At 63.6% G+C, this 26114-nt stretch carries 23 protein-coding genes; 16 read left to right on the top strand and 7 right to left on the bottom strand.

The window, feature by feature from the left end; genetic code table 11:
• The first annotated feature begins 7 nt into the window (after nucleotides 1-7).
• The 10 genes from HJO_RS13100 (at nucleotide 8) to HJO_RS13055 (ending at nucleotide 10160) form a co-directional block, all read left to right on the top strand.
• On the top strand, nucleotides 8-2857 hold the full coding sequence (locus HJO_RS13100; protein ID WP_084141997.1) for a [protein-PII] uridylyltransferase: 2850 nt from the start codon (nucleotides 8-10) through the stop codon (nucleotides 2855-2857).
• Nucleotides 2858-2879: 22 nt separating this feature from the next.
• Nucleotides 2880-4436 (top strand): murein biosynthesis integral membrane protein MurJ, encoded by a 1557-nt coding sequence (gene murJ, locus HJO_RS13095; RefSeq protein WP_035617550.1) that lies wholly within the window; start codon nucleotides 2880-2882, stop codon nucleotides 4434-4436.
• A 24-nt stretch (nucleotides 4437-4460) separates the two neighbouring features.
• Entirely contained in the window at nucleotides 4461-5498 is a 1038-nt protein-coding gene (gene trpS / locus HJO_RS13090; protein WP_035617548.1) for a tryptophan--tRNA ligase, read from the top strand.
• A gap of 91 nt (nucleotides 5499-5589) precedes the next feature.
• The gene (locus HJO_RS17855) at nucleotides 5590-6057 is read left to right on the top strand and encodes a copper chaperone PCu(A)C (protein ID WP_051618596.1); all 468 of its coding nucleotides are present in this window, start codon (nucleotides 5590-5592) and stop codon (nucleotides 6055-6057) included.
• A gap of 173 nt (nucleotides 6058-6230) precedes the next feature.
• Nucleotides 6231-7289 carry a hypothetical protein gene (locus HJO_RS13080; protein ID WP_035617546.1) on the top strand — a complete coding sequence of 353 codons (1059 nt, stop codon included), beginning with the start codon at nucleotides 6231-6233 and terminating at the stop codon, nucleotides 7287-7289.
• An 83-nt stretch (nucleotides 7290-7372) separates the two neighbouring features.
• Nucleotides 7373-7954: a NifU family protein gene (locus tag HJO_RS18865; RefSeq protein ID WP_035617544.1), complete on the top strand. Its 582-nt coding sequence runs from the start codon at nucleotides 7373-7375 to the stop codon at nucleotides 7952-7954.
• Between the two features lie 36 nt (nucleotides 7955-7990).
• Nucleotides 7991-8590 carry a malonic semialdehyde reductase gene (locus tag HJO_RS13070; RefSeq protein WP_035617542.1) on the top strand — a complete coding sequence of 200 codons (600 nt, stop codon included), beginning with the start codon at nucleotides 7991-7993 and terminating at the stop codon, nucleotides 8588-8590.
• Nucleotides 8565-9245 carry a tRNA (adenosine(37)-N6)-threonylcarbamoyltransferase complex dimerization subunit type 1 TsaB gene (gene tsaB, locus HJO_RS17850; protein ID WP_162173831.1) on the top strand — a complete coding sequence of 227 codons (681 nt, stop codon included), beginning with the start codon at nucleotides 8565-8567 and terminating at the stop codon, nucleotides 9243-9245. Before HJO_RS13070 ends, tsaB begins: the two co-directional genes overlap by 26 nt.
• Nucleotides 9242-9697, top strand: a complete 456-nt coding sequence (gene rimI, locus HJO_RS13060; protein WP_051618594.1) for a ribosomal protein S18-alanine N-acetyltransferase — start codon at nucleotides 9242-9244, stop codon at nucleotides 9695-9697. Before tsaB ends, rimI begins: the two co-directional genes overlap by 4 nt.
• A gap of 49 nt (nucleotides 9698-9746) precedes the next feature.
• A complete protein-coding gene (locus tag HJO_RS13055) occupies nucleotides 9747-10160 on the top strand; it encodes a Fur family transcriptional regulator (protein WP_035617540.1) in 414 nt (137 codons plus the stop codon).
• A gap of 60 nt (nucleotides 10161-10220) precedes the next feature.
• Here the strand turns inward: HJO_RS13055 and HJO_RS13050 are convergent, their stop codons facing one another.
• Together HJO_RS13050 and HJO_RS13045 are read right to left on the bottom strand one after the other, a co-directional pair.
• Nucleotides 10221-11198 carry an NAD(P)H-dependent flavin oxidoreductase gene (locus HJO_RS13050; protein ID WP_035617537.1) on the bottom strand — a complete coding sequence of 326 codons (978 nt, stop codon included), beginning with the start codon at nucleotides 11196-11198 and terminating at the stop codon, nucleotides 10221-10223.
• Between the two features lie 95 nt (nucleotides 11199-11293).
• Nucleotides 11294-12709 (bottom strand): DEAD/DEAH box helicase, encoded by a 1416-nt coding sequence (locus tag HJO_RS13045; protein WP_051618593.1) that lies wholly within the window; start codon nucleotides 12707-12709, stop codon nucleotides 11294-11296.
• Nucleotides 12710-13088: 379 nt separating this feature from the next.
• On the opposite strand from HJO_RS13045, the gene HJO_RS13040 reads away from it, so the two are divergent.
• A complete protein-coding gene (locus tag HJO_RS13040) occupies nucleotides 13089-14594 on the top strand; it encodes a flavin-containing monooxygenase (protein WP_035617534.1) in 1506 nt (501 codons plus the stop codon).
• 18 nt (nucleotides 14595-14612) lie between these two features.
• On the opposite strand, the gene HJO_RS17845 is transcribed toward HJO_RS13040, so the two are convergent.
• Together HJO_RS17845 and HJO_RS13030 are read right to left on the bottom strand one after the other, a co-directional pair.
• Nucleotides 14613-15053, bottom strand: coding sequence for a c-type cytochrome (locus HJO_RS17845; protein ID WP_051618592.1), 441 nt, complete (start codon nucleotides 15051-15053; stop codon nucleotides 14613-14615).
• Between the two features lie 59 nt (nucleotides 15054-15112).
• On the bottom strand, nucleotides 15113-16030 hold the full coding sequence (locus HJO_RS13030; RefSeq protein WP_035617780.1) for a fatty acid desaturase family protein: 918 nt from the start codon (nucleotides 16028-16030) through the stop codon (nucleotides 15113-15115).
• 72 nt (nucleotides 16031-16102) lie between these two features.
• On the opposite strand from HJO_RS13030, the gene HJO_RS13025 reads away from it, so the two are divergent.
• Together HJO_RS13025 and HJO_RS13020 are read left to right on the top strand one after the other, a co-directional pair.
• Nucleotides 16103-16912, top strand: a complete 810-nt coding sequence (locus HJO_RS13025) for a hypothetical protein (RefSeq protein WP_035617533.1) — start codon at nucleotides 16103-16105, stop codon at nucleotides 16910-16912.
• A 144-nt stretch (nucleotides 16913-17056) separates the two neighbouring features.
• Nucleotides 17057-17800, top strand: a complete 744-nt coding sequence (locus HJO_RS13020; RefSeq protein WP_035617531.1) for an alpha/beta fold hydrolase — start codon at nucleotides 17057-17059, stop codon at nucleotides 17798-17800.
• Between the two features lie 6 nt (nucleotides 17801-17806).
• On the opposite strand, the gene HJO_RS13015 is transcribed toward HJO_RS13020, so the two are convergent.
• Nucleotides 17807-20398 carry a response regulator gene (locus tag HJO_RS13015; protein ID WP_084141990.1) on the bottom strand — a complete coding sequence of 864 codons (2592 nt, stop codon included), beginning with the start codon at nucleotides 20396-20398 and terminating at the stop codon, nucleotides 17807-17809.
• A 200-nt stretch (nucleotides 20399-20598) separates the two neighbouring features.
• Here HJO_RS13015 and HJO_RS13010 point away from each other — a divergent pair, with 200 nt between their 5' ends.
• From HJO_RS13010 to HJO_RS13000, 3 genes are all read left to right on the top strand, one after another.
• On the top strand, nucleotides 20599-22500 hold the full coding sequence (locus HJO_RS13010; RefSeq protein WP_035617528.1) for a DUF885 domain-containing protein: 1902 nt from the start codon (nucleotides 20599-20601) through the stop codon (nucleotides 22498-22500).
• A 4-nt stretch (nucleotides 22501-22504) separates the two neighbouring features.
• Nucleotides 22505-23149, top strand: a complete 645-nt coding sequence (locus tag HJO_RS13005) for a YceI family protein (protein WP_051618591.1) — start codon at nucleotides 22505-22507, stop codon at nucleotides 23147-23149.
• Nucleotides 23150-23218: 69 nt separating this feature from the next.
• On the top strand, nucleotides 23219-24118 hold the full coding sequence (locus HJO_RS13000; RefSeq protein WP_241764746.1) for a TerC family protein: 900 nt from the start codon (nucleotides 23219-23221) through the stop codon (nucleotides 24116-24118).
• 10 nt (nucleotides 24119-24128) lie between these two features.
• Here the strand turns inward: HJO_RS13000 and HJO_RS12995 are convergent, their stop codons facing one another.
• Entirely contained in the window at nucleotides 24129-25178 is a 1050-nt protein-coding gene (locus HJO_RS12995) for a flagellar motor switch protein FliM (RefSeq protein ID WP_035617526.1), read from the bottom strand.
• A gap of 384 nt (nucleotides 25179-25562) precedes the next feature.
• Complete coding sequence (gene dksA, locus HJO_RS12990; protein WP_035617524.1) at nucleotides 25563-25979, bottom strand: RNA polymerase-binding protein DksA; 417 nt, start codon at nucleotides 25977-25979, stop codon at nucleotides 25563-25565.
• Nucleotides 25980-26114: the final 135 nt, after the last annotated feature.

Raw genomic sequence — 26114 nt, 5'->3', positions numbered from 1 at the left:
GTCTTGCATGACAGATACGTCGAACCCGCCGCCGTCCGGCCCGAGCCTTGTCGAAACCCGCAGCCCGGCGGTGCGCCGCCCCGGCCGGTGGCGCATATCCAACATCATCGACGGGCGCGCCCTCAGGGTGAAGCTGACAACGGCGGCGCAGAACAATCTCGGCGACCAGCCAGCCGCCCGCAAGGCGGCGCTCAACCACCTTCACGCCGCCCTCTTCCGGGGCCGCATGATCGCCCAGGAGCGATTGCAGCAGGGCGCCGACGGGCTGGACACTGCACGCCTGCTGGCAGCGGTGCAGGACGAGGTCATCTCGGCACTCTATGACTTTACCACGACGCACGTCTTCCGGGCCCGCAACCCCACCGAGGCTGAACGCCTGGCAGTGCTGGCGACCGGCGGCTATGGCCGCGGCGTGATGGCCCCCTCTTCCGATACCGACCTGCTGTTCCTGCGCGCCTACAAGGTCAGCCCGCATACTGAGAGCGTGATCGAGTACATGCTGTATGCGATGTGGGACATGGGGCTGAAGGTGGGCCACGCCTTCCGCACGCCGAACGAATGCGTCAAGCTGGCCGCCGAGGACGTCACCATCAAGACGTCAATGCTGGACGCCCGGTTCATCTGCGGCGACGAGGTGCTGGCCGACGACATGTTCGACCTGTTCCAGAAGGAGGCGGTGAAGGGCAAGGACGCCCAGTTCATCGCCGACAAGCTGGCCGAGCGCGATGCGCGCCACACACGGCATGGCGATGCGCGCTATGTGGTCGAGCCCAACATCAAGGAAGGCAAGGGCGGCCTGCGCGACCTGCAGACGCTCTACTGGATCACCAAGCACATGTATGGCGGCGTCACGCTGGAAGACGTGATGAAGAAAGGCCCGTTCACCGATCATGAATATGCGGTGTTCATCCGCGCCGCGAAATTCCTGTGGACCGTGCGCTGCCACCTGCATTTCGTGACCGGGCGGCCGGAGGAGCGACTGGGCTTTGACCTGCAGCCGGAGATTGCCTCGCGTATGGGCTATCGTGACCGCGGCGAGCAGCAGGGCGTCGAGCGTTTCATGAAGCGCTATTTCCTGATCGCCAAGGATGTCGGCGGGCTGACGCGGATCCTGGCGGCAAAACTGGAAGCCGATCACAAGAAGAAGCCGGAAGGCCTGCGCCGGTTCCTGCCGGTCCGCGCGCCGCAGGCCCTGAAGGACAAGGGCTTCACCATCGACAATGGCCGTATCAATGTCGCGAACGAAACCGTGATGGAAACCGATCCGCTGAACATGCTGCGCCTGTTCACGATCGCCCGGCGGGAAGGCAAGGATATCCACCCCGAGGCCCTGACGGCGCTGACGCGCAACCTGCACGGCATGAATGACACTGTCCGCGAGCTGCCCGAGGCGCGCCGTCTTGTCCTGGAATCGATCATGGGCGGGGAGCGGCCAGGCCAGGTGCTGCGCTGGATGAACGAGTCCGGCCTGCTGGGCCGTGTGATGCCGGAATTCGGCGGCATCGTCGCGCAGACCCAGTTCAACATGTATCATCACTACACGGTGGATGAGCACACGATCCGCGCCGTCGAGTTCATCGCCGAAATGGAGCATGGGCGCGGCGACAGGGTTGCGCTTGTGTCGGAGATATTCCCGCAGCTGGAAAACCGGCGGGCGCTGTATCTCGCGATGCTGCTGCATGATACCGGCAAGGGCAAGGGCGACCAGCAGATCGAGGGCACCAAGACGTCCTACCGGGCGTGCCAGCGCCTCGGCATACCGGAAGCGGAATCGGAACTGGTGGCGTGGCTGGTCGGGCATCATCTCGAGATGAGTGAGACGGCCCAGAAGCGGGACATTTCCGATCCCCGCACGGTGGCGACATTCGCGGACCTGGTCGGCTCGCTGGAACGCCTGCAGCTGCTCTACATTCTCACGGTCGCCGATATCAAGGCGGTGGGTCCGGCGGTGTGGAACGCCTGGAAAGGCCAGCTGCTGGCCGACCTCTACAACAATACGGCCGCTGCCCTCCGCGGCGGGCGGACGGACGAGGCCAGCGTTGTGGCCGAACTGGAAGCCCGTGCCGAACGGCGCCGCGAGGCGCTGGTCGAGCGCATGAGCACGGTGCCGGCGATCATGCTGGAAATGGAAACTGCCTACTGGACGGGCTTCGATCTCGACGACCTCGCCTGGCAGGCTGATGTGCTGGCCGCTGGCGCGGACACGGTGGCGCATCGCTACCTGCCGGATGGTGGCGCCGTGGCGATGATCGTGTCGGGCCAGGACCGGACCGGCCTGTTCGCCGACCTGGCCGGCACGCTTGCCCGGCTGGGCGCGAATGTCGCCTCGGCGCAGGTGTTCACGAGCGTCAGCGGGCGGATCGTCGACATCTTCATGCTGCAGGACGGCCACAAGGGCGCGTTCGCAGCCGGGGATCCGGGCCGCATCGAGCGGCTGGAAGCGGCAATGCGGGACGCGCTGGCCGGGAACCCGATCACCGGCGAGGTCAAGACACGCACCGGGCGCCGCGAGGCGGCCTTCCTGGTGCAGCCTTCCGTGCAGATCCGCGATGACCAGTCAGCCGACTATTCGGTGATCGACATTGCCGGGCGCAACCGGCCGGGCCTGCTGCATGAAGTGGCCGATGTGCTGGCCGACATGAAGCTGTCGATCCACTCGGCGCATGTCGGTTCCTATGGCGAGCGGGTGTTCGATGCCTTCTATGTGCAGAATGCGCGCGGCCAGAAAATCAGCACGAAAGCCCGCAAAGAGACGCTCCGGGAACGTCTTCTCGCCGTACTTGGGCGCGAAGAACCGGATGCGCCCCACACGCCCGCCCGTAAACTGAAACGGTCGCGCGCCGTGGACAGTTTCTGAGAACTCGCCCAAGGGAATTTGCATGAGTGTCGCGCGCAACACGATGGTGCAATCGTCCCTGACTCTGGCCAGCCGGATGTTGGGTTTCGTGCGCGACATCCTCCTGGTGGCAAAGCTCGGCGCCGGGCCGGTGAACGATGCCTGGGTCACAGCGCAGCAATTCCCCAACCTGTTCCGCCGGGTGTTTGCCGAGGGCGCGTTCGCCTCGGCCTTCGTGCCGACCTATGCCCGCACGCTGGAGGCTGAAGGCCCGGAGGCCGCCGAAGCGGTGGCGCAGGAGGCGATGCGCGTGCTGTTTGCGGCAACCGCGGCGCTGACGATCCTGTTCCAGGTCTTCATGCCCTGGGTGCTGCTGGTGATCCATGGCGGCCAGGCCGATGATGCGGTCCACTACGACCTTGCGGTGCTGCTGACCCGGATCACCATGCCCTACCTGACCTTCATGGCCCTGGCGGCGCTGATGTCGGGCGTGCTGAATTCGTCCGAACGCTTCATCCTGTCGGCCGGCGCGCCGACCCTTCTCAATCTCTGCCTGATCCCGGCGGCGCTTGTCAGCCCGGATTCAGTGGTGACGGCCCAGGCGGCGGCAGTTGCGTATTTCGTGGCCGGCCTGCTGCAGGCCGGCGTGCTGTGGTGGGGGGTCAAGCGGCAGAAGGTGCATCTCAGCCTGATCGGCTGGCCGCGCCTGACCCCGGCGGTGAAAAAAGTGCTGGTGCTGGCCGTGCCGGGAACGATCGCCGCCTCGGGCACGCAGATCAACATCCTGGTCAGCCAGTCGCTGGCGAGTTTCGAAGTTGGCGCCAAGAGCTGGCTCTATGCCGCCGACCGCCTCTACCAGCTGCCACTGGGCCTGGTCGGCGTGGCCGTGGGTGTCGCGATCCTGCCGCGCTTGTCCAAGGCCGCGCGCGCCGACGATCATGGCTCCAGCCGGGCCACGATGGACGAGGGTATCGGCCTTGCCATGGCGCTGACCCTGCCGGCGGCGGCGTCGCTGATGATCGCCCCGGTCTTCCTGATCGGCGCCTTCTTTGCGCGGGGCAATTTTACCGATCTCGACGCGCTCTATTCCGGCAACGCGCTGTTCCATTTCGCCTGGGGCGTGCCCGCCTTCGTGCTGATCAAGGTGCTGGCGCCGGCCTTCTTCGCGCGCGAGGATACGAAGACGCCGATGCGCTACGCGCTCGTTTCGGTATTCATCAATACGGTGCTCGGGGCGGGCCTGTTCTTCTGGATGAAGTCACACGGCATGCAGGGCTTTGTCGGCCTCGCCATCGCCACCAGCGTGGCGGCCTGGGTGAATGTCGGCCTGCTGTGGTCAACGCTGGCCCGCCGCAACTGGTACCGGCCGGGACCGCGCCTCGCGTCCGGCCTGATCCGGGCGCTGCTGGCCACGCTGATCATGTCGGTCGTGGTCTACCTGATGCTGGCAAACCTCGAGACGCTGAAAGGACACGTGCTGAACAGCCGGGCCCTTGCAGCTGCCGTGATCGTGCTGGCAGGCGGCGTTACCTATGGCATCGCGGCCCTGCTGACCGGCGCCATCCGGATCAGCGACATCCGCCGCACTATGCGGCGCTGATCAAACGCGCTATTGGCCCTGCCCATGACTGATACGCCCCCTTCCTATACCGGCCCTGAACGTGTGTTCTCGGGCATCCAGCCGACCGGCAACCTGCATCTTGGCAACTATCTTGGCGCCCTGAAGAAATTCGTCGCCTTGCAGGAGGCCGGGCGCGAGTGCCTGTTCTGCGTCGTCAACCTGCACGCCATGACCATGCCTGTGGCCCCGGCGGACCTGCTGGACCAGACGCGCCAGATCGCGGCGGCCTTCCTGGCCTGTGGCATCGATCCGAAGAAATCGGCCGTGTTCGCCCAGTCGTCCGTCTCGGCGCATGCCGAACTCGCCTGGATCTTCAATTGTGTCGCGCGGATGGGCTGGGTCGAGCGGATGACCCAGTTCAAGGACAAGGCCGGCAAGGACGCCGAGCGCGCGTCAGTGGGCCTGTTCACCTACCCGATCCTGATGGCCGCCGACATTCTCGCCTACAAGGCCACGCATGTGCCGGTTGGCGACGACCAGAAGCAGCACCTGGAACTGACCCGCGACATCGCCGAGCGGTTCAACCGCGACTATGACGCGCCGGGCTTCTTCCCCCTGCCCGAGCCGCTGATCCAGGGGCCTGGTGCGCGCATCATGAGCCTGAAGGACGGCACGAAGAAAATGTCGAAGTCCGATCCGTCGGAACTGTCGCGCATCAACCTGGTCGATACGTCCGAAGAGATCGCGAAGAAGATCAAGAAGGCAAAGACCGACCTGCTGGGCGACATGCCGAGTGATGTCGACGGGCTGAAGGGCCGTCCGGAAGTCGAGAACCTTGTCGGCATCTACAGCGCCGTGACCGGCGAGTCCGTCGAAGCGGTTCTGCGCCAGTTCGGCGGACAGGGATTCGGCGCGTTCAAGCCCGCGCTCGCCGATGCGACCGTGGCCCACCTGGCCCCGATTACCCAGCGGTATCGCGACATCCTCGCCGACCCGGCGGAAATTGACCGCACGCTGGCTGCAGGCGCTGAACGGGCGGAGGCGATCGCAGCCCCGATCCTGTCCGATATACGCCGCACGGTCGGAATCTGGCAGGCCTGACAGTGTGCCGCGTGCGGCTTTCAGCGCGCTTTGCACGGACCCACAGACGCTCTAGTCTGCGCCTGTCGACCCTGACATGGAAGGATACCCCTTGAGACTGTCACTATTCACGCCGGCACTGGCCGGTCTCGCCCTTATCGCCGCCTGTTCCAATCCGGTACCGGACGGCGCGAGTGTCATCGAGGTCAAGGGTGCCTACATCGTCGAACCGGCTGCCGGCCAGGATATCGCCAGCGGCGGCATGGTTGTGTCCGTGCGCGGCGAGGCGATGTCCCTCACCGAGGTGTCCACGCAGGCGGCAGACCATGTCGAGCTGCACACGATGTCGATGGAGAATGACCGGATGAGCATGCAGAAGGTCGACAGCCTGCCGGTGACGCCGGCCGCGCCGCTGGTGATGGCACGCGGCGGCAACCACATGATGCTGTTCGGGTTCGATTCCAGCCTCAAGGTTGGCGATTCGGTCGACCTGATTCTGACCTTCGATGATGGTCAGGACAAGGAACAGATACTGGTCACGACGGCCGAAATCATCGGCCAGGGCGACACCGCGCCTTAAGTAAACGAAAATTGATGTTTGAAAAAATGGAAGCCTGCCAAGGCACTTGGCAGGCCAATTGCAACTTGTTTCCAGGGTTGCGGAGATTTAACAGTTAATGCACTGTTAATGGCGCCGATTACCTCGCATAGTGTCGCAACAGCAACAGTTTTAGCGTATGCAAAGGTAGATTGATGGCATTTGATAGTCGCCTGCCAGCGGCCTACTTGGAGGAAGGTCCCGTCGTGACCCGGGTCGGCACCGATCATCTCGTGACATTCGACTATGCTGAGCCGAGCCCGATCATGCTGTTCTTCCAGCGTTGGTGGCGCCGGTCGATCACGATGCTCAAGGTCGGAGTCGTGGTAGGGGCCGTTGTCGCCTATCCCGTGATGACCGTCATGTCGCACCGCATCGATGACAGTGATGTCGTCCTGCCGCCCAGCCAGAACTGGGCGTCCGCTGAATCCGGCGTTGCCATCAACAAGATTGCCCGCGAACTGGAAGGGACCGGCTGGGCCGGAGACCGCGCCAGCTGGCACCCGCAGGCCCGCCTGACCGCCATGCCGGCCTGGCAGAAGGCCACCGCCGACGCGCTGGCCGAACATGCCCGCCTGATGTCTGTCATCGCCGCCACCGGCGAAACGCCTGACCCCGACCTGACCGCCGCATCCCGCCTGCTGCACGGCATGCCGGGCGACGACATGCGCCCACGCCTCACCTCTGCCGCCGAGGCGCTGAACCGGTTCGACACGCGCGCCGCCCGGGGCCTTGCCGTCCTGCCGTCACGTCCTGACCTGCTGAAGGCCGAATCGCGCCTCTTTGCCGGCTGGGCCGAGACGGACCTCACCGACCTGACAACCCAGATCAATCGTGACGTGGTCGAGTGGCCTGCCAGCCGGTCCGACATCATCGCCTTCTACGGCGCCAAGGCCCGCGCCCATGTCGCGCGTGAAATGCTGATGGTGGCCGAACGCAACGCCCCCCGGCTGACCCGCGACCCCGCCGTGCAGGACGCCCTGACCAAGGCCAGGGACGCCTGGGGCCGCGCCGCACGCATGAAGCCGCTGATCGTGTCCAACCAGCCGGGTGACGGCATGTTGATGGCAAATCACCTGGCCAGCATGGGATTCTACCTGACCGAAGCCAATCGCGCATCGCTCGCCCTGGCCGACGCGCTGGACACCCTGCCGGCTGAAGACCTTGAATCGGTTGCCGCACTGGACGCCGACCTCGTGCCGACGGCCCCCTGAGAACACGCCTGCACCCTTGAACCTGTCGTCACTTCGGACCATTTGAGCATGGTAGCAGCCATGCGAAAGGGGCGAAGCCTCAGATGTTCATCCAAACCGAACCCACGCCAAACCCCGATACCGTGAAATTCCTGCCCGGCCAGCCCGTTGCCGGCGACCGCGGGCCATTCGACTTTCCCGATCTCGACAGCGCCCGAAACAGCCTTCTGGCCCGTACCCTGTTCCAGGTCGACGGAGTCGAGCGCGTATTCCTCGGCAGTGATTTTGTCTCCATCAACAAAGCGCCCGAGCGCGAGTGGAAGCACGTGAAACCGATGGTGCTGGCCGCGATCATGGACCATTTCATGGCAGGCTTGGCAGTGGTCGAGGATGAAGCCGTTGCCGCCGAAGACACCAGCGGCGACGACACGGTGTATGAAGGCGAAACGGCAGAAATCGTGGAGGAAATCCGCGAGTTGATCGAGACGCGCGTCCGCCCGGCCGTGGCCCAGGATGGCGGCGACATCATCTTCCACCGGTTCGAGCCCGAGACAGGTATCGTGCACCTGTCGATGCGCGGCGCCTGTGCTGGTTGCCCGTCCTCGACAATGACCCTGAAGCAGGGCATTGAAAACATGCTGAAAACCTATGTTCCGGAAGTGACAGCTGTCGAGGCCGTGCTGTAGGTTCAACCTAGAACAATCAAGAAGGAACCGACGCGCATGGCCCATCCCGTGAACGACCACGCCCTTGACGTCATCTTCCGGGATGCCCGCACCCAGAACGGCTTTACCGACAAGGCCGTACCCGAAATCCTCGTGCGCGCGGTCTACGACCTTGCGAAGATGGGGCCGACCAGCGCCAATTGCTCGCCGGCCCGGTTCGTCTGGGTGACGACCGAAGACGGCAAGAAGCGCCTCGCCCCGCACATGTCGGGCACCAATGTCGACAAGACGATGGCGGCGCCCTGGACCTGCATCATCGCCTACGACCTCCACTTCAAGGAAAAGATCCCGAAGCTCTTCCCGCATGCCCCCGGTGCCAAGGACTGGTTTGACAAGAACCGCGACGAAACGGCCTTCCGGAACGGCTCGCTGCAGGGCGCCTACCTGATGATCGCCGCCCGCGCGCTGGGCCTGGATTGCGGCCCGATGTCGGGGTTTGACCCAGCCGGCGTGAACAAGGAATTCTTCGAGAGCCAGGACGGCGAAATGCAGAACTGGCGCGTCAATTTCATCTGCAATATCGGCCATGGCGACAAGTCCAAACTGTTCGACCGCAGCCCGCGGCTGGACTTTGACGAAGCCTGCCGGATCGTCTGACAGGCCCGAGATGCTCGTCCTCGCCCTCAACACGGCCTTCACCGCGATGGAGGCAGCGCTGGTGCGTGACGGAGAGATTCTGGCTGATGCCCGCGAGACGATGGCACGCGGCCAGGACAGGCTGTTGCCCGACTTCGTTGAGCGCCTGCTTGCCACGGCAGGCGTGACCCTGGCCGAGGTGGACCGGTTCGCGGTCGTCACCGGGCCGGGCAGTTTCACCGGCATCCGGATCGGCGTTGCCTATGCCCGCGGCCTCAGCCTCGTCACAGGGGCCCCCTGCATCGGCGTCACCAGCCTGGAAGCAGCGATACCGGCCGGCATGGCTGGCAACACGCTGGGCGCCCTGCTGGCCCAGAAACGCCCGCCCGACCAGACATGGTGGGTGCAGGGCCTTGAGGGCGACGCCGGGATCGCACCGCCGATCGAAGTGACGCTCGGCGAGTTGAAGGCGATGCTGGACGGGTTCAGTGTTCCGGTCTTCATCGACGGTGCCGACGCGCTGGGCGAGGCCGGGTCGGGCCTAGACCTGCGGCCGATGCGCCCGTCTGCCATCACCGCCGCGCTGAAGGCACCCGGCTTTGACCCGGGCGCGCATCCCCCTTCCCCGGTCTATGCCCGCGCGCCGGATGCCACATTGCCGGGGACAGGCGCATGACGACAGGGCTCATCGTGCTGCAGCCCGATGACGCCTGGCAGGTCGCCATGCTGCACGCTGCCGCCTTTCCGGACCCCTGGAGCGCCGCAGCTTTTCGTGACCTCCTGTCGGAGAGCACCAGCCTCGGACTCGGCCTTGAACAGCACGGCGCGCTCGCCGGGTTCATCCTGATCCAGACGGTGGTCGGCGAAGCTGACATCCTGTCCGTCGCCACCCGGCCGGACCTGCGCCGGACCGGCATCGCCAGCCGCCTGCTGCACGCCCTGCTCGCGCGCCTCGGCGAACGCGGTGTCGCCCGCATCACGCTGGATGTCGCGGAAGACAATCCCGGTGCGCGGCGGCTCTATGAAAGCTTCGGATTCAGCGTCGACGGGCGCAGGCCGGGCTATTACACGTCAGGCCGCGATGTGCCGGTCGCCGCGATCCTGATGTCGAAGTCGCTGTCGCTTTGACGCGGCTCGCATATGGACTTCCAGCGCCGCCAAGGGCAGAACTGCACTCATGGACAGACTTGAACAACTCTGCGCCGACAAGGGCCTTCGGATGACGGAACCGCGCCGCGTGATCGCGCGCATCCTGTCCTCGTCGATCGACCACCCGGATGCGGAGGAGTTGCACCGGCGTGCCAACTCCCTGGATTCCTCGATTTCGCTTGCGACCGTCTACAGGACCGTCAAACTGTTCGAGGATGCCGGCATCATCGAGCGCCACGATTTCCGCGACGGACGGGCCCGGTACGAGGAAGTGCCGGACGAGCATCACGACCACCTGATCGACATAAAATCAGGCAGCGTGGTGGAATTCCATTCCCAGGAAATCGAAGAGCTGCAGATCCAGATCGCACGCAAGCTTGGTTACAAGCTGGTCGACCATCGGCTGGAGCTTTATGGCGTTCCGCTGAAAGACGGCGAGTAGGGCTTACCCCTGCCCGGCTGGCGCCCTTGCAGGCAGGCACCGGGCAGGAGCCCCTTCAAATTACGCTTTCAGGAAACCACCAAGACGCTTGGTGATGATCTCTTCGGCCTCGGCCATGATCCGGTCGATCAGTTCCTTGCAGGTCGGGATATCGTGGATCAAGCCGGCAACCATGCCGCAGCTCCACGCGCCCGCATCCATGTCGCCTTCTTTCATGATGCGCGGATAGACGCCTGCCACTTCCTCGATGATGTCCTTGAATTCCAGCTTGTCGCCGAGCGCCTTCTCTTTCTCGATCAGGCGTTCCACGGCGGCATTGTTGAGCACGCGCTCGGTGTTGCGCAGCGAGCGCATGACGAGGCGGGTGTCGAGTTCTGACGCGGCGACGATGGCGTCCTTCACGTTCTGGTGCACAGGCGCTTCCTTCGTGGCGATGAAGCGCGTGCCCATGTTCATGCCGTCGGCGCCCATGGCGAGCGAGGCAACGAGGCTGCGTCCGTCAGCCTGACCACCCGACGAGACGAACGGAATATCCAGTTCGTCAGCGGCGCGCGGCAGCAGGATCATGTTGGGAATATCGTCTTCGCCGGGATGGCCGCCGCATTCGAAGCCGTCGACGCTGACCGCATCGCAGCCGATCGACTGGGCCTTCAGGGCGTGCCGCACGGCGGTACACTTGTGGATGACCTTGATGCCATGCTCCTTGAGCACCGGCAGGACCTGGACCGGGTTGTTGCCGGCTGTCTCAACGGCTTTCACGCCGCCTTCGATGATCGCTTTCACATAGCCAGGGTAGTCAGGCGCATTGACCACGGGAAGGAAGGTGAGGTTCACGCCGATCGGCTTGTCGGTCATGTCGCGGCAGCGGGCGATCTCGTTGGCGAGATCAGCCGGCGTGCGCTGGGTGAGCGCCGTGATGATGCCGAGACCACCGGCATTCGATACGGCGGCGGCCATTTCGGCAAAGCCGACAAAGTGCATGCCACCCTGGATGATCGGGTGCTGGATACCGAACATTTCGGTGATACGGGTTTTCATGGGGCATCTCCTCAAACGAATTCGCGCCATCCTTGAACAAGGACGGCGCGGGTCGCAAGGTTGACGATGGGGAAAGTTTGTCCCCGATCGATGTTCTAGCTGGAGGCAGGTGACCAGGAACCGCGGCTGCGGACGCCGGCCGGGGCATTGCCGCCGCCGGAATTTCCAGTCCGGTGACCACCGGGCTTGCCGCTGCGTTTCTTGCCGCCACCGGAATGGCTGCCGGAACCGGCCTGTCCACCCTGGCTGCGGGCATGTCCGCCGCCACTGCGCGACGGGGCACCGCGACGATTGCCACCACCACCGCCTGGACGGCTGCGGCCACCGTTGCGCTGTTGCTTGTGCGGGCCCTCTTCCTCGGGCAGCGACAGGTCAAGTGCCGTGCCGGCTGGCGGGTCGAGGCGCGCAATGGCCTTGCCGGTCAGCTTTTCGATGTCGCGCAAGTAGGCGCGCTCGTCATTGCCGACGAGGGAGATCGCAATCCCGGTCTTGCCGGCGCGGGCCGTGCGGCCAATGCGGTGGACATAGGATTCCGAAATGTTCGGCATGTCGTAGTTGATGACATGGCTGACGCCGTCGACATCAATGCCGCGCGCGGCGATATCTGTCGCGACGAGGACAGGTGCCTTGCCGCTCTTGAAGGCGTCGAGGGCGCGGATGCGCTGGTTCTGGCTCTTGTTGCCGTGGATCGCCTCGGCATAAAGGCCGTTATTGGCAAGGTGTTTCACAACCTTGTCGGCGCCATGCTTGGTGCGGGTAAAGACAATCGCGCGGTCCATGTCGTCAGCGCCAAGAAGCTCGGCCAGGAAGTCCGGCTTGGCATTGCCCTTGATCATGTAGACAGCCTGCTCGATGCGCTCGACAGGCCGGGACTGCGGGGTCACCGAAATCTCGACCGGCTCACGCAGGAAGTCGTTCGCGAGGGCGCGGATCGGCTTCGGCATCGTGGCCGAAAAAAGCAGCGTCTGGCGCTTGTTCGGCACGGCGGCCATGACCTTGCGGATGGCCGGCATGAAGCCAAGGTCCATCATCTGGTCAGCTTCGTCGAGGACAACAGCGGTCGTGTCAGCCAGGCTGACGGCGCGGGTGTCCATGTGGTCGAGCAGGCGGCCGGGTGTGGCGATCAGGAAATCGACGCCCTTGGAAAGGACCTTGATTTGCGGGCCGGGCTTCACACCGCCGACGACAACCGCAACCGACGGCCGCATATGGCTGCCATAGGTGCGCACGCTGTCAGCGATCTGCGCAGCAAGTTCGCGTGTGGGGGCCAGGATCAGGACGCGCGCTGTGCGCGGGGCCGGACGTGAAGGACGGGTGGCCAGAAGGCTGAGCAGGGGCAGCACGAAGGCCGCGGTCTTGCCGGTACCGGTCTGGGCTATGCCGACAACGTCCTGGCCTTTGAGCAGGGCCGGAATGGCCTGCGCCTGGATCGGAGTAGGTGTGGTATAGCCCTCGGCGATGATTGCCTTGAGGACGGGCTCGGCGAGGCCGAGTTCGGAAAATTGGGTCAAAATGACTCTTTCATGTTCGTGCGCGCAAAGCGGGGCACAATGCCCCGGCGCGCGGATGGCTCTATATTTTAGGAAGCCTGTTGTGATCGGCATCCCGGTTCTGGTGCGCACTCGACGCGAAACCGGAAAGGTCTACGATCAATGCGAGAGCAGCGGCACGCCTTTTTGGGGCGCTGTCCCTGCTGGATTGAGGCTATGACACGCTTTGCTGCGCTGCACAAACGTTTTTCGCTGTGGGAGTGTTAACGTCGCGGCAGTGCGACTCATTGTTCAGATAGGGGATTTTCCGGAGTGTACGGGCCAGCTGTGATAAGCTTCTATCACGCGAAACAGCACTGCCAGATGAATGGCAGGCACCCCAGGGACGGAGAAAACAGACATGGCCAATACGCAAACGCTTGAGCGCAAATCCGCCAGCACCGACACCGAGCATTTCGATGTTCTGGTCGCGGGCGCCGGGATTTCGGGCATCGGGGCCGCCTATCACCTCAAGACTCAGACACCGGACAAGACCTTCGTCATCCTTGAATCGCAGGAAAGCTTTGGTGGCACATGGCTGACCCACAAGTATCCCGGCATTCGGTCTGACAGCGACCTCTACACGTTCGGCTATCGCTTCAAGCCGTGGACCGGCCAACCCATAGCGGCGGCCGACAAGATCCTGACCTACATGAACGAGGTCATCGACGACAACGATATCGCGCGGCACATCCGCTACAATCACAAGATCCTGTCGGCGAGCTGGTCATCGGCAGACAAGCGCTGGACGGTGGAGGTGAAGCGGTCCGACACTGGCGAGACCGTGCGCATCACGGCGAACTTCCTCTGGATGTGCCAAGGGTACTATGACCACTCGAAGGGATACACGCCCGAATGGGACGGGATGGAGGATTTCAAGGGCGAGATCGTGCATCCGCAGACGTGGCCGGAAGACCTCGACTACAAGGGCAAGCGCGTCATCGTCATCGGGTCTGGCGCGACTGCCGCGACGCTGGTGCCGGCGATCGCGAGCGATTGCGCCCATGTCACCCTGCTGCAGCGCTCGCCGACCTATTTCATCCCTGGCCGGAACGAGAACGAACTTGCCGACGAATTGCGCAAGCTGGAAATCGACGAGACATGGATTCACGAGATCGTCCGCCGCAAGGTTCTGTTCGACCAGAACGAATTCACCCGCCGCGCGGTGGAGGAATCCGACGCCGTGAAGGAAGAACTGCTGGCTGGCGTGCGCGAATTCCTCGGGCCGGACTTCGATATCGACAAGCATTTCACGCCGTCATACCGCCCGTGGCAGCAGCGCATCGCCTTCGTGCCTGATGGCGACCTGTTCCAGGGCATCGCCAGCGGCAAGGCCAGCGTCGTCACCGATCATATCAACCGCTTCACCGAAAAAGGCATCCTGCTGAAATCCGGTGAGGAGCTTGAGGCCGACATCATTGTCACGGCAACCGGCTTCAACCTGTCCGTCCTGGGCGGCATTCCGTTCACGGTGGACAACAAGCCGGTCAATTTTGCCGACACGATCACCTATCGTGGCATGATGTTCACAGGCGTACCGAACATGGCCTGGGTGTTTGGCTATTTCCGCGCCAGCTGGACTCTGCGGGTCGACCTGATGGGCGATTTCGTCTGCCAGCTGCTCAAGCACATGGATGAAAAGGGTGTTCGCCAGGTCGAGGTCGCCCTGCGGCCCGAGGACAAGGACATGGACATCCTGCCCTGGATCGATGCCGGCAATTTCAATCCGAACTACCTGATGCGGTCGATCGACCAGATGCCGAAGCGCGGATCACACCCGGAATGGCAGCACAATCAGGACTATTGGGCTGAAAAGGACATCATCCCCACCATCGATCTCGACTCATCGGAATTCGTCTATTCCTGACGCTGCGCGCCGGCGTCCTTACAGCTCGTGCGGTGTCTGGATGCTCTCGATATAGGCGATCAGCGAATCGATATGGTCCGGCTCGAACGCGAAGACCGGCATGTCCGGATGGCCGACCATGATGCCTTCGGCGAGCGGTTCGGCAAGGTCCTCGATCGGGTAATGTTTCGACAGGTCACGGAACGGGATCGCGTCAGGATGCGGGCTGGGCCCCTCCAGGCCGATCGCGTGGCAGGTCGAACAGATATTCTCGGCAATTGCGCGCCCCTGCCCCAGGCTTTCCTCGCTGGTGTTCTCGAACGGCCCGTCAGGCCGCTCGGCCGGTGGCGGGACAGACAGGGTCGGCTCGGCTGCAGCTGACACGTCCGGTGCAGGTGCAGGTGCGGGTTTCGAACAGGCAACGAGCAATAGGCCGGCCAGCATGATGCCGGCAAACTGGATGGGGCGAATCGAAACCATGGCCTGAACTCCTGTGTGGCGTGCCGATCATAGACCGGCCCGCACTCAAGGAACAGCGCTCAGGCTGCGGCGGCGGTTTCGGTCTCGTCGTGGCGCACGGCGCGGCGCAGGACATCGAGATAGCCATGCGAAATGCAGTCATGGTCACGATAATAGCCCCGTGAGGCCAGCAGGCGGTGCAGCTTCGGCAGGTTGTAGCCGGGCACGGCCGCAAAATGGTGGTGCTCGAGATGGAAATTCACGTCATTGGGCGCGATCAGCAGGCGTTCCCACCATGAGGCAAGCGTGGTGCTCGTATTGTCGCGCGGGTCGAGGCTGTCGCGATTGCGCGCGACGCCGTGTTCGCCGATCTGGCGCACGCGGGTCAGGACCGGATAGATGAAGATCTCGGCGGCCCACCACATCAGGTAGGCCCACGGCGCACCAACAGCCGTCAGCACGGACAGCAGGCCGACATGGAAGACAAGCCAGGGATAGTGCTTCTGCAGCTTGAATTTCTTCAGCTTCATCAATGTGTCGCGGTAACCGGTGCGGCCGGTCAGGTCGCGCATCAGCTTGCGCTTCAGGCTGTCACGCGTGACGGGGTAATTCTTGACAAAGCCCCGGTCGGGATCCTGCAGCGTGCCGGCGTATTTATGGTGCTTCAGGTGGTAGGCGCGGTAGGCGTGGACCGAGATGTTCATCGGCGCACCGCACAGCCAGTGGCCGACGAAATCGTTCACTGCCTTGTTCTTGAAGAAGGCGTAGTGGGCACAGTCATGGTTGAGGATGCCGAGGCCGAGCTGGCGCCCGCCGAGAAAGACAATCGCGGCCAGGATGGTCAGCGGATTGGTCCAGATGATCGGCACCGCAAAGGCGGCCACAATAAGGGCCCAGTTGATGGTGAGTGAGACGGCGGCCTTCAGGTCGGACGGGGTCGAAAGTTCGCGCAATTCGTCCTTCGACAAGGCGTCTGAAAGGCGTACAGGTTCACTCATGGGCGGGGCCTTCTTCTTCGCGGGTGTATCGGCTGGTTTGCGTTTGTAACACGAATATGCACAATAAGTCAAATGTCGTTACAATTTAACCTGATCAGCCCTGAGGCCGTGTCGGCGCGCACACTGGTGCTGTCGCTGATGAGCGTGCGCGGCCGGCGTGCGCATGGCCTGGCCTACCTGACGCGCGCCGGCGCGCTGTTCGGCCTGGAGCCCACGGCGATCCGCATGGCCGTGACGCGCCTGGCCAGGGACGGCATGCTGGAAAGCGTCGAGCGGGGCGTCTACGCGCCCGGGCCGAAGGCTGCGGCCCTGACAGCAGAGATCAGCGACTGGCGAACGGCGCCGGACCGGACGCGGGCCTGGGAGGGCGGCTGGACCGGTGTGCTGACCAACCATCTCGGCCGCACCGACCGAAAGGACCTGAATGCGCGCATGCGGGCGCTCAGGCTGTTCGGGTTCGCGCAGGCTGAAACGGGCCTGTGGGTGCGTCCCGACAACCTGCGCCTGTCGCTCGGCGAACTGCGCGCCACGCTGACCGGGATTGGCCTGCAGGACGATGCGCTGCTGGTGAAGATTACCGAGACGGCGATGCCGGCAAGCGTCAACTGGCGCGACCTCTGGTCGACCGATGACCTGAAGACGGCCTACCGCGCCGCCATTCGCGCCATGGACGCAAGCCGCGAGTCGGCGGCCCGCATGTCGGTGGACGAGGCTGCCCGCGAGACCCTGCTGGTCGGGCAATCGGTGATCCGCACGATCAACCTCGACCCGCTGCTGCCTGAAGAGATCGGCGATGCGGACCTGTTCCGGCAGATGGTGTCCGGCATGGATTCCTATGACCGATTCGGGCGGGCCTGCTGGGATGCGTTTTCGCGCCTCTGAGACGGCAAAGTCTGCGCGACCTGCGCGTTTGAGCGACACAACCTTCCGCGCGCGCGGAATAAAGTCGGTATTTCTTGCCTCGCGGCCCGGCATGTGGCTCAATCCAAATTAGAAATGGTCACAAGGGCTCGGGGGAGCAATTCGATGATCCTGTTCGTACATGGTGTGCCCGACACACCGAAACTCTGGGAACCGGCGATCCAGGCACTCGGCCTGAAGGCGGGTGAATGGCACGCCCCGGCGCTGCCTGGCTTCGGATGCCCCGTCCCGCCGGGCTTCAGCCGCACCAAGGACGCCTATGCCGACTGGCTGATCGGCGAGATGGAAGCGATCGGCCGGCCGGTCAATATTGTCGGGCATGACTGGGGGGCATTGCTGACACTCAGGGCCTGTTCGCTGCGCCCTGACCTGGTCGAGAGCTGGTGTGTCACCAACGCGGTGATCGACAGTCAGTACAGTGGCCACCGCATGGCCCGCCTGTGGGCCACGCCCCTGCTCGGCGAACTGGTGATGCGCGGCATGCGCGACACCGCAAAGCTGGAAACCGCCCTGATCGCCGGCGGCATGCCGGCCCCGCTGGCGGCCCACGAGGCCCCCCTGGTCGACAAGACCATGCGCCAGGCGATCCTGAAGCTCTATCGTTCGGCCCGCGGCCTGCGCTTTCGGGGTGACTGGGAAGACGATCTCGCGCAACTACCCACCAAGGGCCAGGTGTTCTGGGGCGAGACAGACCCGTTCGTGAACCTCAGCGTGGCCCAGCGCTTCTGCCAGCGCTGGAAGTTTCCCCTGCATGTCGAAGAGGGCGCCGGCCACTGGGCGTGCGCCGAGCGGGCCGGCAGTTTTGCGCTGGTACTGAAGGAATTCTGGGCGACGAAACGAAGGATGTGACGCCGCTCAGGCGGCTTCCATTTTCGGATTGCCGAGTTCCATCTTCACGCGCTCGGCGAGCTGGCGGGAGGTGAAGGGCTTGGCCAGGAACGACACGGCGCGGTCGTCGTCAAGCTGCTTGGCGAGGTCGCGCTCGGCATAGCCCGAGATGAAGATGATGCGCGCATGGCCGAGCAGTTCCTTGGCCTCGCGGATCAGCGTCGGCCCGTCCATGCCCGGCATGACAACGTCAGAGATGACGAGGTCGAAACTGCCAGGGACATCTTCAAGGATTTCCAGCGCCTCTTCACCGTCGCGGGCCTCCGACACTTCGTAACCGCGCTTGCGCAGCTGCGTGGCCGTGATGGCGCGCACGCCGTCTTCGTCCTCGATCAGCAGGATGCGACCGCGGCCGGAAATATCCACCGGGCGGTTGGCCTGGCGTTCGGCCTGGGTCAGTTCGACCGGTGCCGGGATGTCTTCGGCCTTCAGGGCCGGCAGGTAGATCTGGAATGTCGTGCCCTTGCCGACGGAGGATAGCGGGCAGATATAGCCGCCCGACTGCTTGATGATACCGTAGACCGTGGCCAGGCCGAGACCCGTGCCGACGCCGGCTTCCTTGGTCGTGAAGAAGGGCTGGAAGATCTTGTCCATCACTTCGCGCGACATGCCGTGACCGGAGTCTTCCACTTCGATCAGCATGTAGTCGCCGTCGTCGACATAGGCGAAGCCCTTGGCATGGGCGTCCTTGCCGGTGGCCCGCGCCGTGCGGATCGTCAGCTTGCCACCATTATTGTGGCTGATCATGGCGTCGCGCGCATTGGTGGCGAGGTTGATGATCGCGGTTTCCAGCTGGTTCTTGTCGGCCTTGATGTGCGGCACGTCGCGGCCATGCTTGACCTCGAGTTCGACGCGTTCGTCGAGAATCTGGCGCAGCAGGATCGAGAATTCCGACAGGAAGTCGGTCACGTTGAAGATCTCACGCTTGAAGGTCTGCTGGCGTGCATAGGCGAGCAGCATGCGGACGAGGTCCTTGGCGCGGATCGAGAATTCGTGGATCGATTTCAGGTTGTTGTAGGACGGGTCACCCACCGGGTGGCTGGTCATCAGGTCCTCATTGTTGAGGATGATGCCCTGCAGGACGTTGTTGAAATCATGGGCGACACCGCCAGCGAGCTGGCCGATGGCCTGCATCTTTTCGCCATGCGCCAGGCGCAGTTCCAGCTGGCGCTGTTCGGTAATGTCGATGACATAGGCGACCGACGGGCGGCCATTGCTGTCGAGCGTGACGAACACGTTGACGTGGCGCGGGTCGCGGCCGGCGAGCTTCAGGCCGACCGGCTTGTCGATGGCATCGATCAGCGAGGCGTTCAGGGTCTCCTGGCCTTCCTCGGCGACGAACAGGTTCGAGAACCGGCCACCGGGGGTTGCTTCGCCGCCTGTCATTTCCATCAGGGCGCGGTTGGCATCGAGAATGATCGCTCCGTCGACCCCGTCACCTTCAAGGCGCACGGCGCCGAATGGTGCGTCATCGAACATCGGGTCGCCGTCAGGGCGCGGCGGGCGCGACGAGGAGGCGAAGTTCAGCCGCTCTTCCTGGCCGTTCATGACCTGCTGGTTGGCAAGGATGATCGTGCGGCCGGCGGCTTCAGCGCCGCGGCCTGCCCAGGTCGTGATGGCCTGGACGGGCACTTCGACGCCGTCACGGGCGCGCAGCTGGATGTCGGCCCGGCCGGGCGCACCGGACTTGCGGTCGCGCGCCAGCATTTTCACGAATTCCGGGCGCATGATGTCATCGATACGGATGTTCTTGGCCGTTTCCGGCAGGCCGAGCAGCTCGCGCAGCCAGTTATTGGCATAGGTGATGGTGCCATCCGGGCGGGCAGCGAAGAAGCCCATCGGCGCATCTTCGACATAGAGGGATTTCAGGTCGGAGGCGCCGGTCGCCTCCTGCTGGCCGGCAATGCGGCGGATACGCCACAGCACGCGGGCCCGTGGCAGCGGCGACACACCGACCTCGAACTGGGCCGGCACCTGTTCCGCGCCGATCGTGATCGGCGGCAGCACTTCGCGGCGGGCGAGGCCTGCCTTGGCCGCCTTGGACAGGCGGTAAACCGGCGCGGCAAGGCCCGGGTTGGCGCCGAACAGGCGATCGACTGTCACCGGCGCGCCGTCGGCCTGGCCGACCATCAGCGCAAGGCGGCTGAGATCATGGTAGGATTCGTTTGCCGCGACGGGTGCGCCGCCCTGGTCGGCGATGAGAACGGATTCATCAAGCGCTTCGATCCAGCCGAAACGGGGCATGTTGGCCTGCACGGCCCGCGCAGCCGATCCGCGCTCCGGGAAGAGACCGAGGAATCGACCGGCACCGCGGACGCTCCACAACAGGAACACGAGACCGCCGGATGCCATCGAAATCAGCAGGATCGGGCCGGGCGCACCGGACGCTTTCGGCCAGGCCAGCGCCACGCTGGCCGCCGCGATCGAGACCAGCAGGCAGCCCCAGAACAGCAGCTGCATCACGTCGAACCGTCCCCGCAACGCATTGAACCCGTCCGTCACGGACGGGTCTGCGTCGTCAATGGGCTGGTCGGCCTGCGTCAGTTCCAGGGAATCCATTCGCGTCACGTCTCCTGCCGCCGACTCACAAGACACCAAGTCGGAACCACTGTACACCAATCCTGCAGGTTGAGCCGACGACTCACCTGTTGCAGAATCCTAGTCGACTTACATTGCCACATCAAAGGTTAACGAAACCGAAAAAAGCGTTAATTCTCACTGTTGAAATCGCACTAACTTCATCGAATTCGGAGCCACTCATGAACCGTACAGCCGCTTCCGTTGCTGCCCTCCTTCTCCTGTCGGCCTGTGCCGGCCAGACGCCGCCTGCGACCGCCCTTGCAGGCAACGCAGCGGATACCGGCGCTCCCCTGCCCACCCACAGCGAAAGCACGCCCTCGGCCACCGAGGTCGAAAGCGCCGCGCTGAACGCCTGGTTCGAGGTCAAGTTCAAGGAAATGCTCGCCCGCAGCCCGATGAACCAGACCTATCTCGGCATCAAGGACGATTACGACAAATGGGATGACGCGTCCGACGCGCATGCGCGAGAAGACCTTGCATTGCAGCAGGCAATGGTGGCCGAAATGAAGGCCTCGTTCGATTTCGACAAGCTGGACCCGCAGGCGAAACTGTCGTGGCGCCTGGCAGAGTACGAACTGGCGCGGGAAGAGGCCGCCTTTCCTTTCCGCGATCACACCTACCTCTTCAACCAGATGTTCGGCGTGCAATCGGAAATCCCGGCCTTCCTGATCAACCAGCACAAGGTGTCCGGCGCCAGCGATGCCGAAGCCTATGTCTCACGGCTGGAGGGAATCGCAGCCTATCTCGGCCAGAATGTCGCCAATGCCCACGCGGCCGCCGAAAAGGGCATCCAGCCGCCGCGCTTTGTCTATGACTATGTCCTGTCCGATTCGCGGGGCGTGATCACCGGCTATCCGTTCACGACCGACGTGGCCGATGGCTCCGAAGACAGCCCCCTGATGAACGACTTCCGCACAAAACTGGCCACGCTGGAAAGCACGGACGGTGTCACCCCGGATGAGGCTGCTGCACTGCTGGCCCGTGCGGTGGATGCGCTGAAGACATCGGTGGGCCCGGCCTATGAGGCCGCGATTGCGGAAATGGAAGCGCAAGCTGCTGTGGCGACGACAGATGACGGGGCATGGAAGCTGCCGGACGCCGACGCCTATTACGCGATGCGCCTGAAGCAGATCACGACGACCGACATGAGCGCCGACGAGATTCACGATCTCGGCCTTGCCGAAGTCGCCCGCATCCAGGACGAGATGCGCGGCATCATGGTCAAGGTCGGTTTCGACGGCACGCTGAAGGAGTTCTTCGAGTTTACCCGCACCGATCCGCAATTCTTCAAGCCGAATACGGAGGAAGGCAAAGCGGAATACCTGGCCGAGGCCACCGCCGCCATCGACAAGATGCGTGAAGACCTGCCGATGGTGTTCAAGACCTTCCCCAAGGCCGACATGATCGTGAAAGCCGTCGAGCCCTTCCGCGAACAGTCCGCCGGCAAGGCGTTCTATTCCCGCCCTGCCCCGGATGGCAGCCGGCCCGGCACCTATTACGCCAACCTCTATCGCATGCAGGACATGCCGACCTACCAGATGCAGGCCCTCGCCTTCCATGAAGGCATTCCGGGCCACCACATGCAGATTGCCATGGCGCAGGAACTGGAAGGCATTCCGAGCTTCCGCAAGTATGGCGGCTACACGGCCTATACCGAAGGGTGGGGCCTGTATTCGGAGCTGCTGCCGAAAGACATGGGCTACTACACGGACCCCTATGATGATTTCGGGCGGCTCGCGATGGAAATCTGGCGTGCGGCGCGACTCGTCGTGGACACGGGCATTCATGACAAGCGCTGGACGCGTGAACAGGCCATCCAGTACCTGATGGACAATACGCCGAACCCTGAAGGCGACTGCCGCAAGGCCATTGAGCGCTATATCGTGATGCCGGGACAGGCGACCGCCTACAAGATCGGCATGTTGAAGATTGTCGAACTGCGCGAAATGGCCAGGGCCGAACTTGGCGACAAGTTCGACATCCGCAGCTTTCACGATGTTGTGCTCAGGGACGGTGCGGTTCCGCTGGATATCCTCGAACAGAATGTGCAGGCTTGGGTGGCTGAAACCAAAGGGACCTGAGATCATGCGGCATGGATGGCTGAAGGCGGGCGTCGTGGCGTTCGGGCTGGTCTCGCTCGGATCGTGCGCGTCGCTCGTCGCCCCGTTGCTGAAGCCCGCCGTCAGCACGGACCTCACCAAGGTGGCGGCCGGCGATTATGCGCTGGACCCTGCGCACGCGGCCCTGCTGTTCCGGATCAACCATCTTGGCTATTCCGACCTGATCGGCCGGTTCGAAACCTTCGATGCGAGCCTGACAGGCGACGCCGCCGATCCGGCACAGGCCCGGGTCGAGGCGACGGTCGACATGACCTCGCTCGACATTGCCAATGACAGCTTTGCCGAGGAACTGATGGGGCCGGACTGGTTTGATGCCGCGGCCTTTCCGCAAGCCGTGTTCAGATCGACCGCCATCAGCGTGACGGGCCCCACGACCGCCGATGTGACGGGAGACCTGACGCTGCACGGGACGACCTTACCGGTGACACTGCAGGTCACGTTCAATGGCGCTGCCCATGACCAGCTGCGCGGCGCCGAGGTTGCCGGCTTTTCGGCGACGACCGAGATCGACCGGACAGCGTTCGGCGTCAGCAAGTATTCCGGGTTGGTGACCGATACCGTGGGCATCGAGATCCAGGCCGAATTCGTGAAGCAATCATCGGGGTCCTGATGACCGGCTCTTGATTGCGACCGCTGAATGTTCCTTACAGGAGTTGGATACAACTCCGGGGGGCGGCGCATGCTGAACGAATTCATCCACGAAGTCTTTTCGATATCGGGCCTTTTCACACTGCTCATGCTGCTGCTGCTGCAGGCGGTACTGGGCTTCGACAACCTGCTTTACATCTCGATCGAGTCCAAACGGGTGGGCGAGGCGCAGGCGCCGATGGTCCGGCGCTGGGGCATCGGGCTGGCGATCATCTTCCGCATCGTCCTGCTGTTCATTGTCGTGGGCCTGTTTGACGCCCTCGCCGCACCGCTGATTTCAGCGCATTGGCCCGGCTTCTTCGAGGGGTCTTTCACGTTCCAGAGCCTGATCACGCTCGCGGGCGGCTCGTTCATCATCTACACGGCGGTCAAGGAGATCAATCACCTGCTGACGGTCGAATTCATCGAGCACAGTGAGGGGGGACGACCGAAATCGGTGTTCCAGGCGATCTCGATGATCGTTGCCATGAACCTGGTCTTCTCGTTTGACTCGATCCTCTCGGCCATGGCGATTGCCAATGAAAGAACGGTCGATGCTGCGGGCCATATCAGCGTGCATTACGATGTCTGGCTGATGACGATCGCGATCGTGGTTTCAGGCATCGCGATGGTGCTGATGGCGGACGCCGTTGCCGACTTCCTGAAAAAGAACAGGATGTACGAGGTTCTCGGCCTGTTCGTGCTCTTCCTCGTCGGCGTGCTGCTCGTGACGGAGGGCGCGCACCTTGCCCACCTCACGCTGTTCGGCTTTGCGATCGACGCGATGAGCAAGTCCAGCTTCTACCTGGTGATCTTCGTGCTCGTCGTGACCGATATCATCTCGACAAACTACCAGAAGCGCCTGTGGGTGCAGAGGGAAGCGGAGCTTCTCGGGAACGGCACGGAGGCGGCATCGCGCGATGCCGCCGAGGCACACATGCGCGGCGACTAGGCCGGTCGGCCTAGCCGAGGTCGCGGATCGCCGGGCCGCGCCGGGTGATCCGCAGGGCCATCTGGGCGCCCTTGCGGCCGATCTGGGCCTCGGCTGCGACCGGCCCGTTACGGCCGCCCGACAGCAGTTCCACCGGCTGGTCGGCAGGCAGGCCGAGCAGCAGGGTTGAGCCTGCCTTGAGGTCCGAGAGGCGTGACAGCGGCACGCTGAGACTGGCGATGCGCGCCGTCAGGACGGCGGTCACACCGGCAGCAGCGGCGACTGGCGCGGGTGTGGCAGGGGTGCGGTGCGGGTGTGGTTCGGGGGCGGCAAGGCCGCCCGCAGGCGCGCTGTCGAAGAGATCGTCAGCCGCAAGGATAAGTCGCGCGCCCATCCGTCCGTGATCCAGCCTGATGTCGAGGTCGATGATGTCGGCGGCGCCCGGTCGGGCGAGCGCGGCGGCGAAATCAGCATCCGTCTCGATGCGCGCAAAGCTGAGCGACGGCGAAATCGCCGTGCCCAGTGGGCGCACCAGGCCTTCAAGCAGGGCGCCGTCGAGCGGTGTCAGTTCACGCGGCGCAGAGTCGGTGGGCTGGCCGCCGCAGGCCGTTTCGATCAGCGCGCCGGACAAGGGGGCGCTGAGGCTGAGCATGGCGACGATTTCGCCGGACGGTGCGGCGAAGCAGGCGATCGCCCGTCCGATCTCGTCGGCGTGCGTGGCAAGGCCCGCCAGGAACGAGCCCTCCCCTGTTCCGGCCACCGTGGCAGCAGCCCGCAGGCCGCAGCGCTGGCGCAGGGCCAGCGACAGGCGGGCGGCAAGGCGCATGGCGTCTTCCGGGATGGCTGTGCTGGTGGTGGGCGCAGCGGGCGCGTGGAAGTCCGGGATGTCCTTGGGCGTGATCGCGACCGGCTCGGGCGGCGGCGGATCGTCAGGCATGTCCGAAAGGTCCGGCCGCAGCAGCGCTTCGATCTCGGCCGGGCTGAGCTTGTTGCGGACAAGCGGTGCCTCGGCGACGGGACTGAAGCCTTCGAAACTGGTCGGCATGTCAAGCATGATGGCGGTTTCACGTCTCGGCGACATGTCCCATCCGTCATCGGAAGCGTGAGGCAGAGGCCTGTCCATGAGCGCGGTACGGAATCCTTAAGAAGCCAAACGCCAGTCTGGCCCAGAGAGAGTTAACGGGTGGTTAGGACTTTCGGGCTGGTAGCCGCATTTACTGCGGTTCGCCTTCGCCGGATACGGAAAACCTTAACCGATTACGCCACGGATTTAAGCAAGCGAAGATTGCATTAAGCTCCTGATTACCATCAGGTAAGGGAACATTTGGACCTTGATGCGATCATGTCTTCAACGCTCGGGGTACAATGCACTTCGCCGCGGCGTTGGGTTGATGGGCAAAAAAGCGGCGGTACTTCCAGGATTGGAGGGCCGCCGCTTTGATATGCGGAAAGCACAGGCAGGCGCCTAGTCGTCGCGCAGCGTGCGCTCCTTGCGCTCGTGACGCTCCTGCGCCTCAAGGCTCAGCGTGGCAGTCGGGCGGGCTTCGAGGCGGCGCAGGCCGATCGGTTCGCCGGTCGCTTCACAAAAGCCATAGGTTCCATCGTTGATGCGGCGCAGTGCGCTGTCGATCTTCGAGATCAGCTTGCGCTGGCGGTCACGCGTGCGCAGCTCCAGGGCCTTGTCACTCTCCGCAGAGGCCCGGTCGACGACATCGGGAAGAGATCCGGACTCGTCCTGCAGGTTGTGAATTGTCTGTTTGGCGCCGTCGAGTATTTCGGCTTTCCAGTTCTCGAGCAACCGGCGGAAAAAGGCCAGTTGACGCTCGTTCATGAATTCCTCGTCTTCTGACGGACGGTAGTCGTCTGATAGTTCTATCGTCATAGCAGACACCTTTCACCAGGATTGGCCCGATATAGATCGGCAAGTGATTCACCGCAATTGGCATAGCTGAGATAATAAAGCCAATAATTTCAGAAGATTGCGCCTAAATCACACAAATTTCATGATATTATTACC

It is taken from the genome of Hyphomonas johnsonii MHS-2 (assembly GCF_000685275.1).
Taxonomy (GTDB): Bacteria; Pseudomonadota; Alphaproteobacteria; order Caulobacterales; family Hyphomonadaceae; genus Hyphomonas; species Hyphomonas johnsonii.
This window is presented reverse-complemented; position numbering and strand designations above follow the sequence as displayed.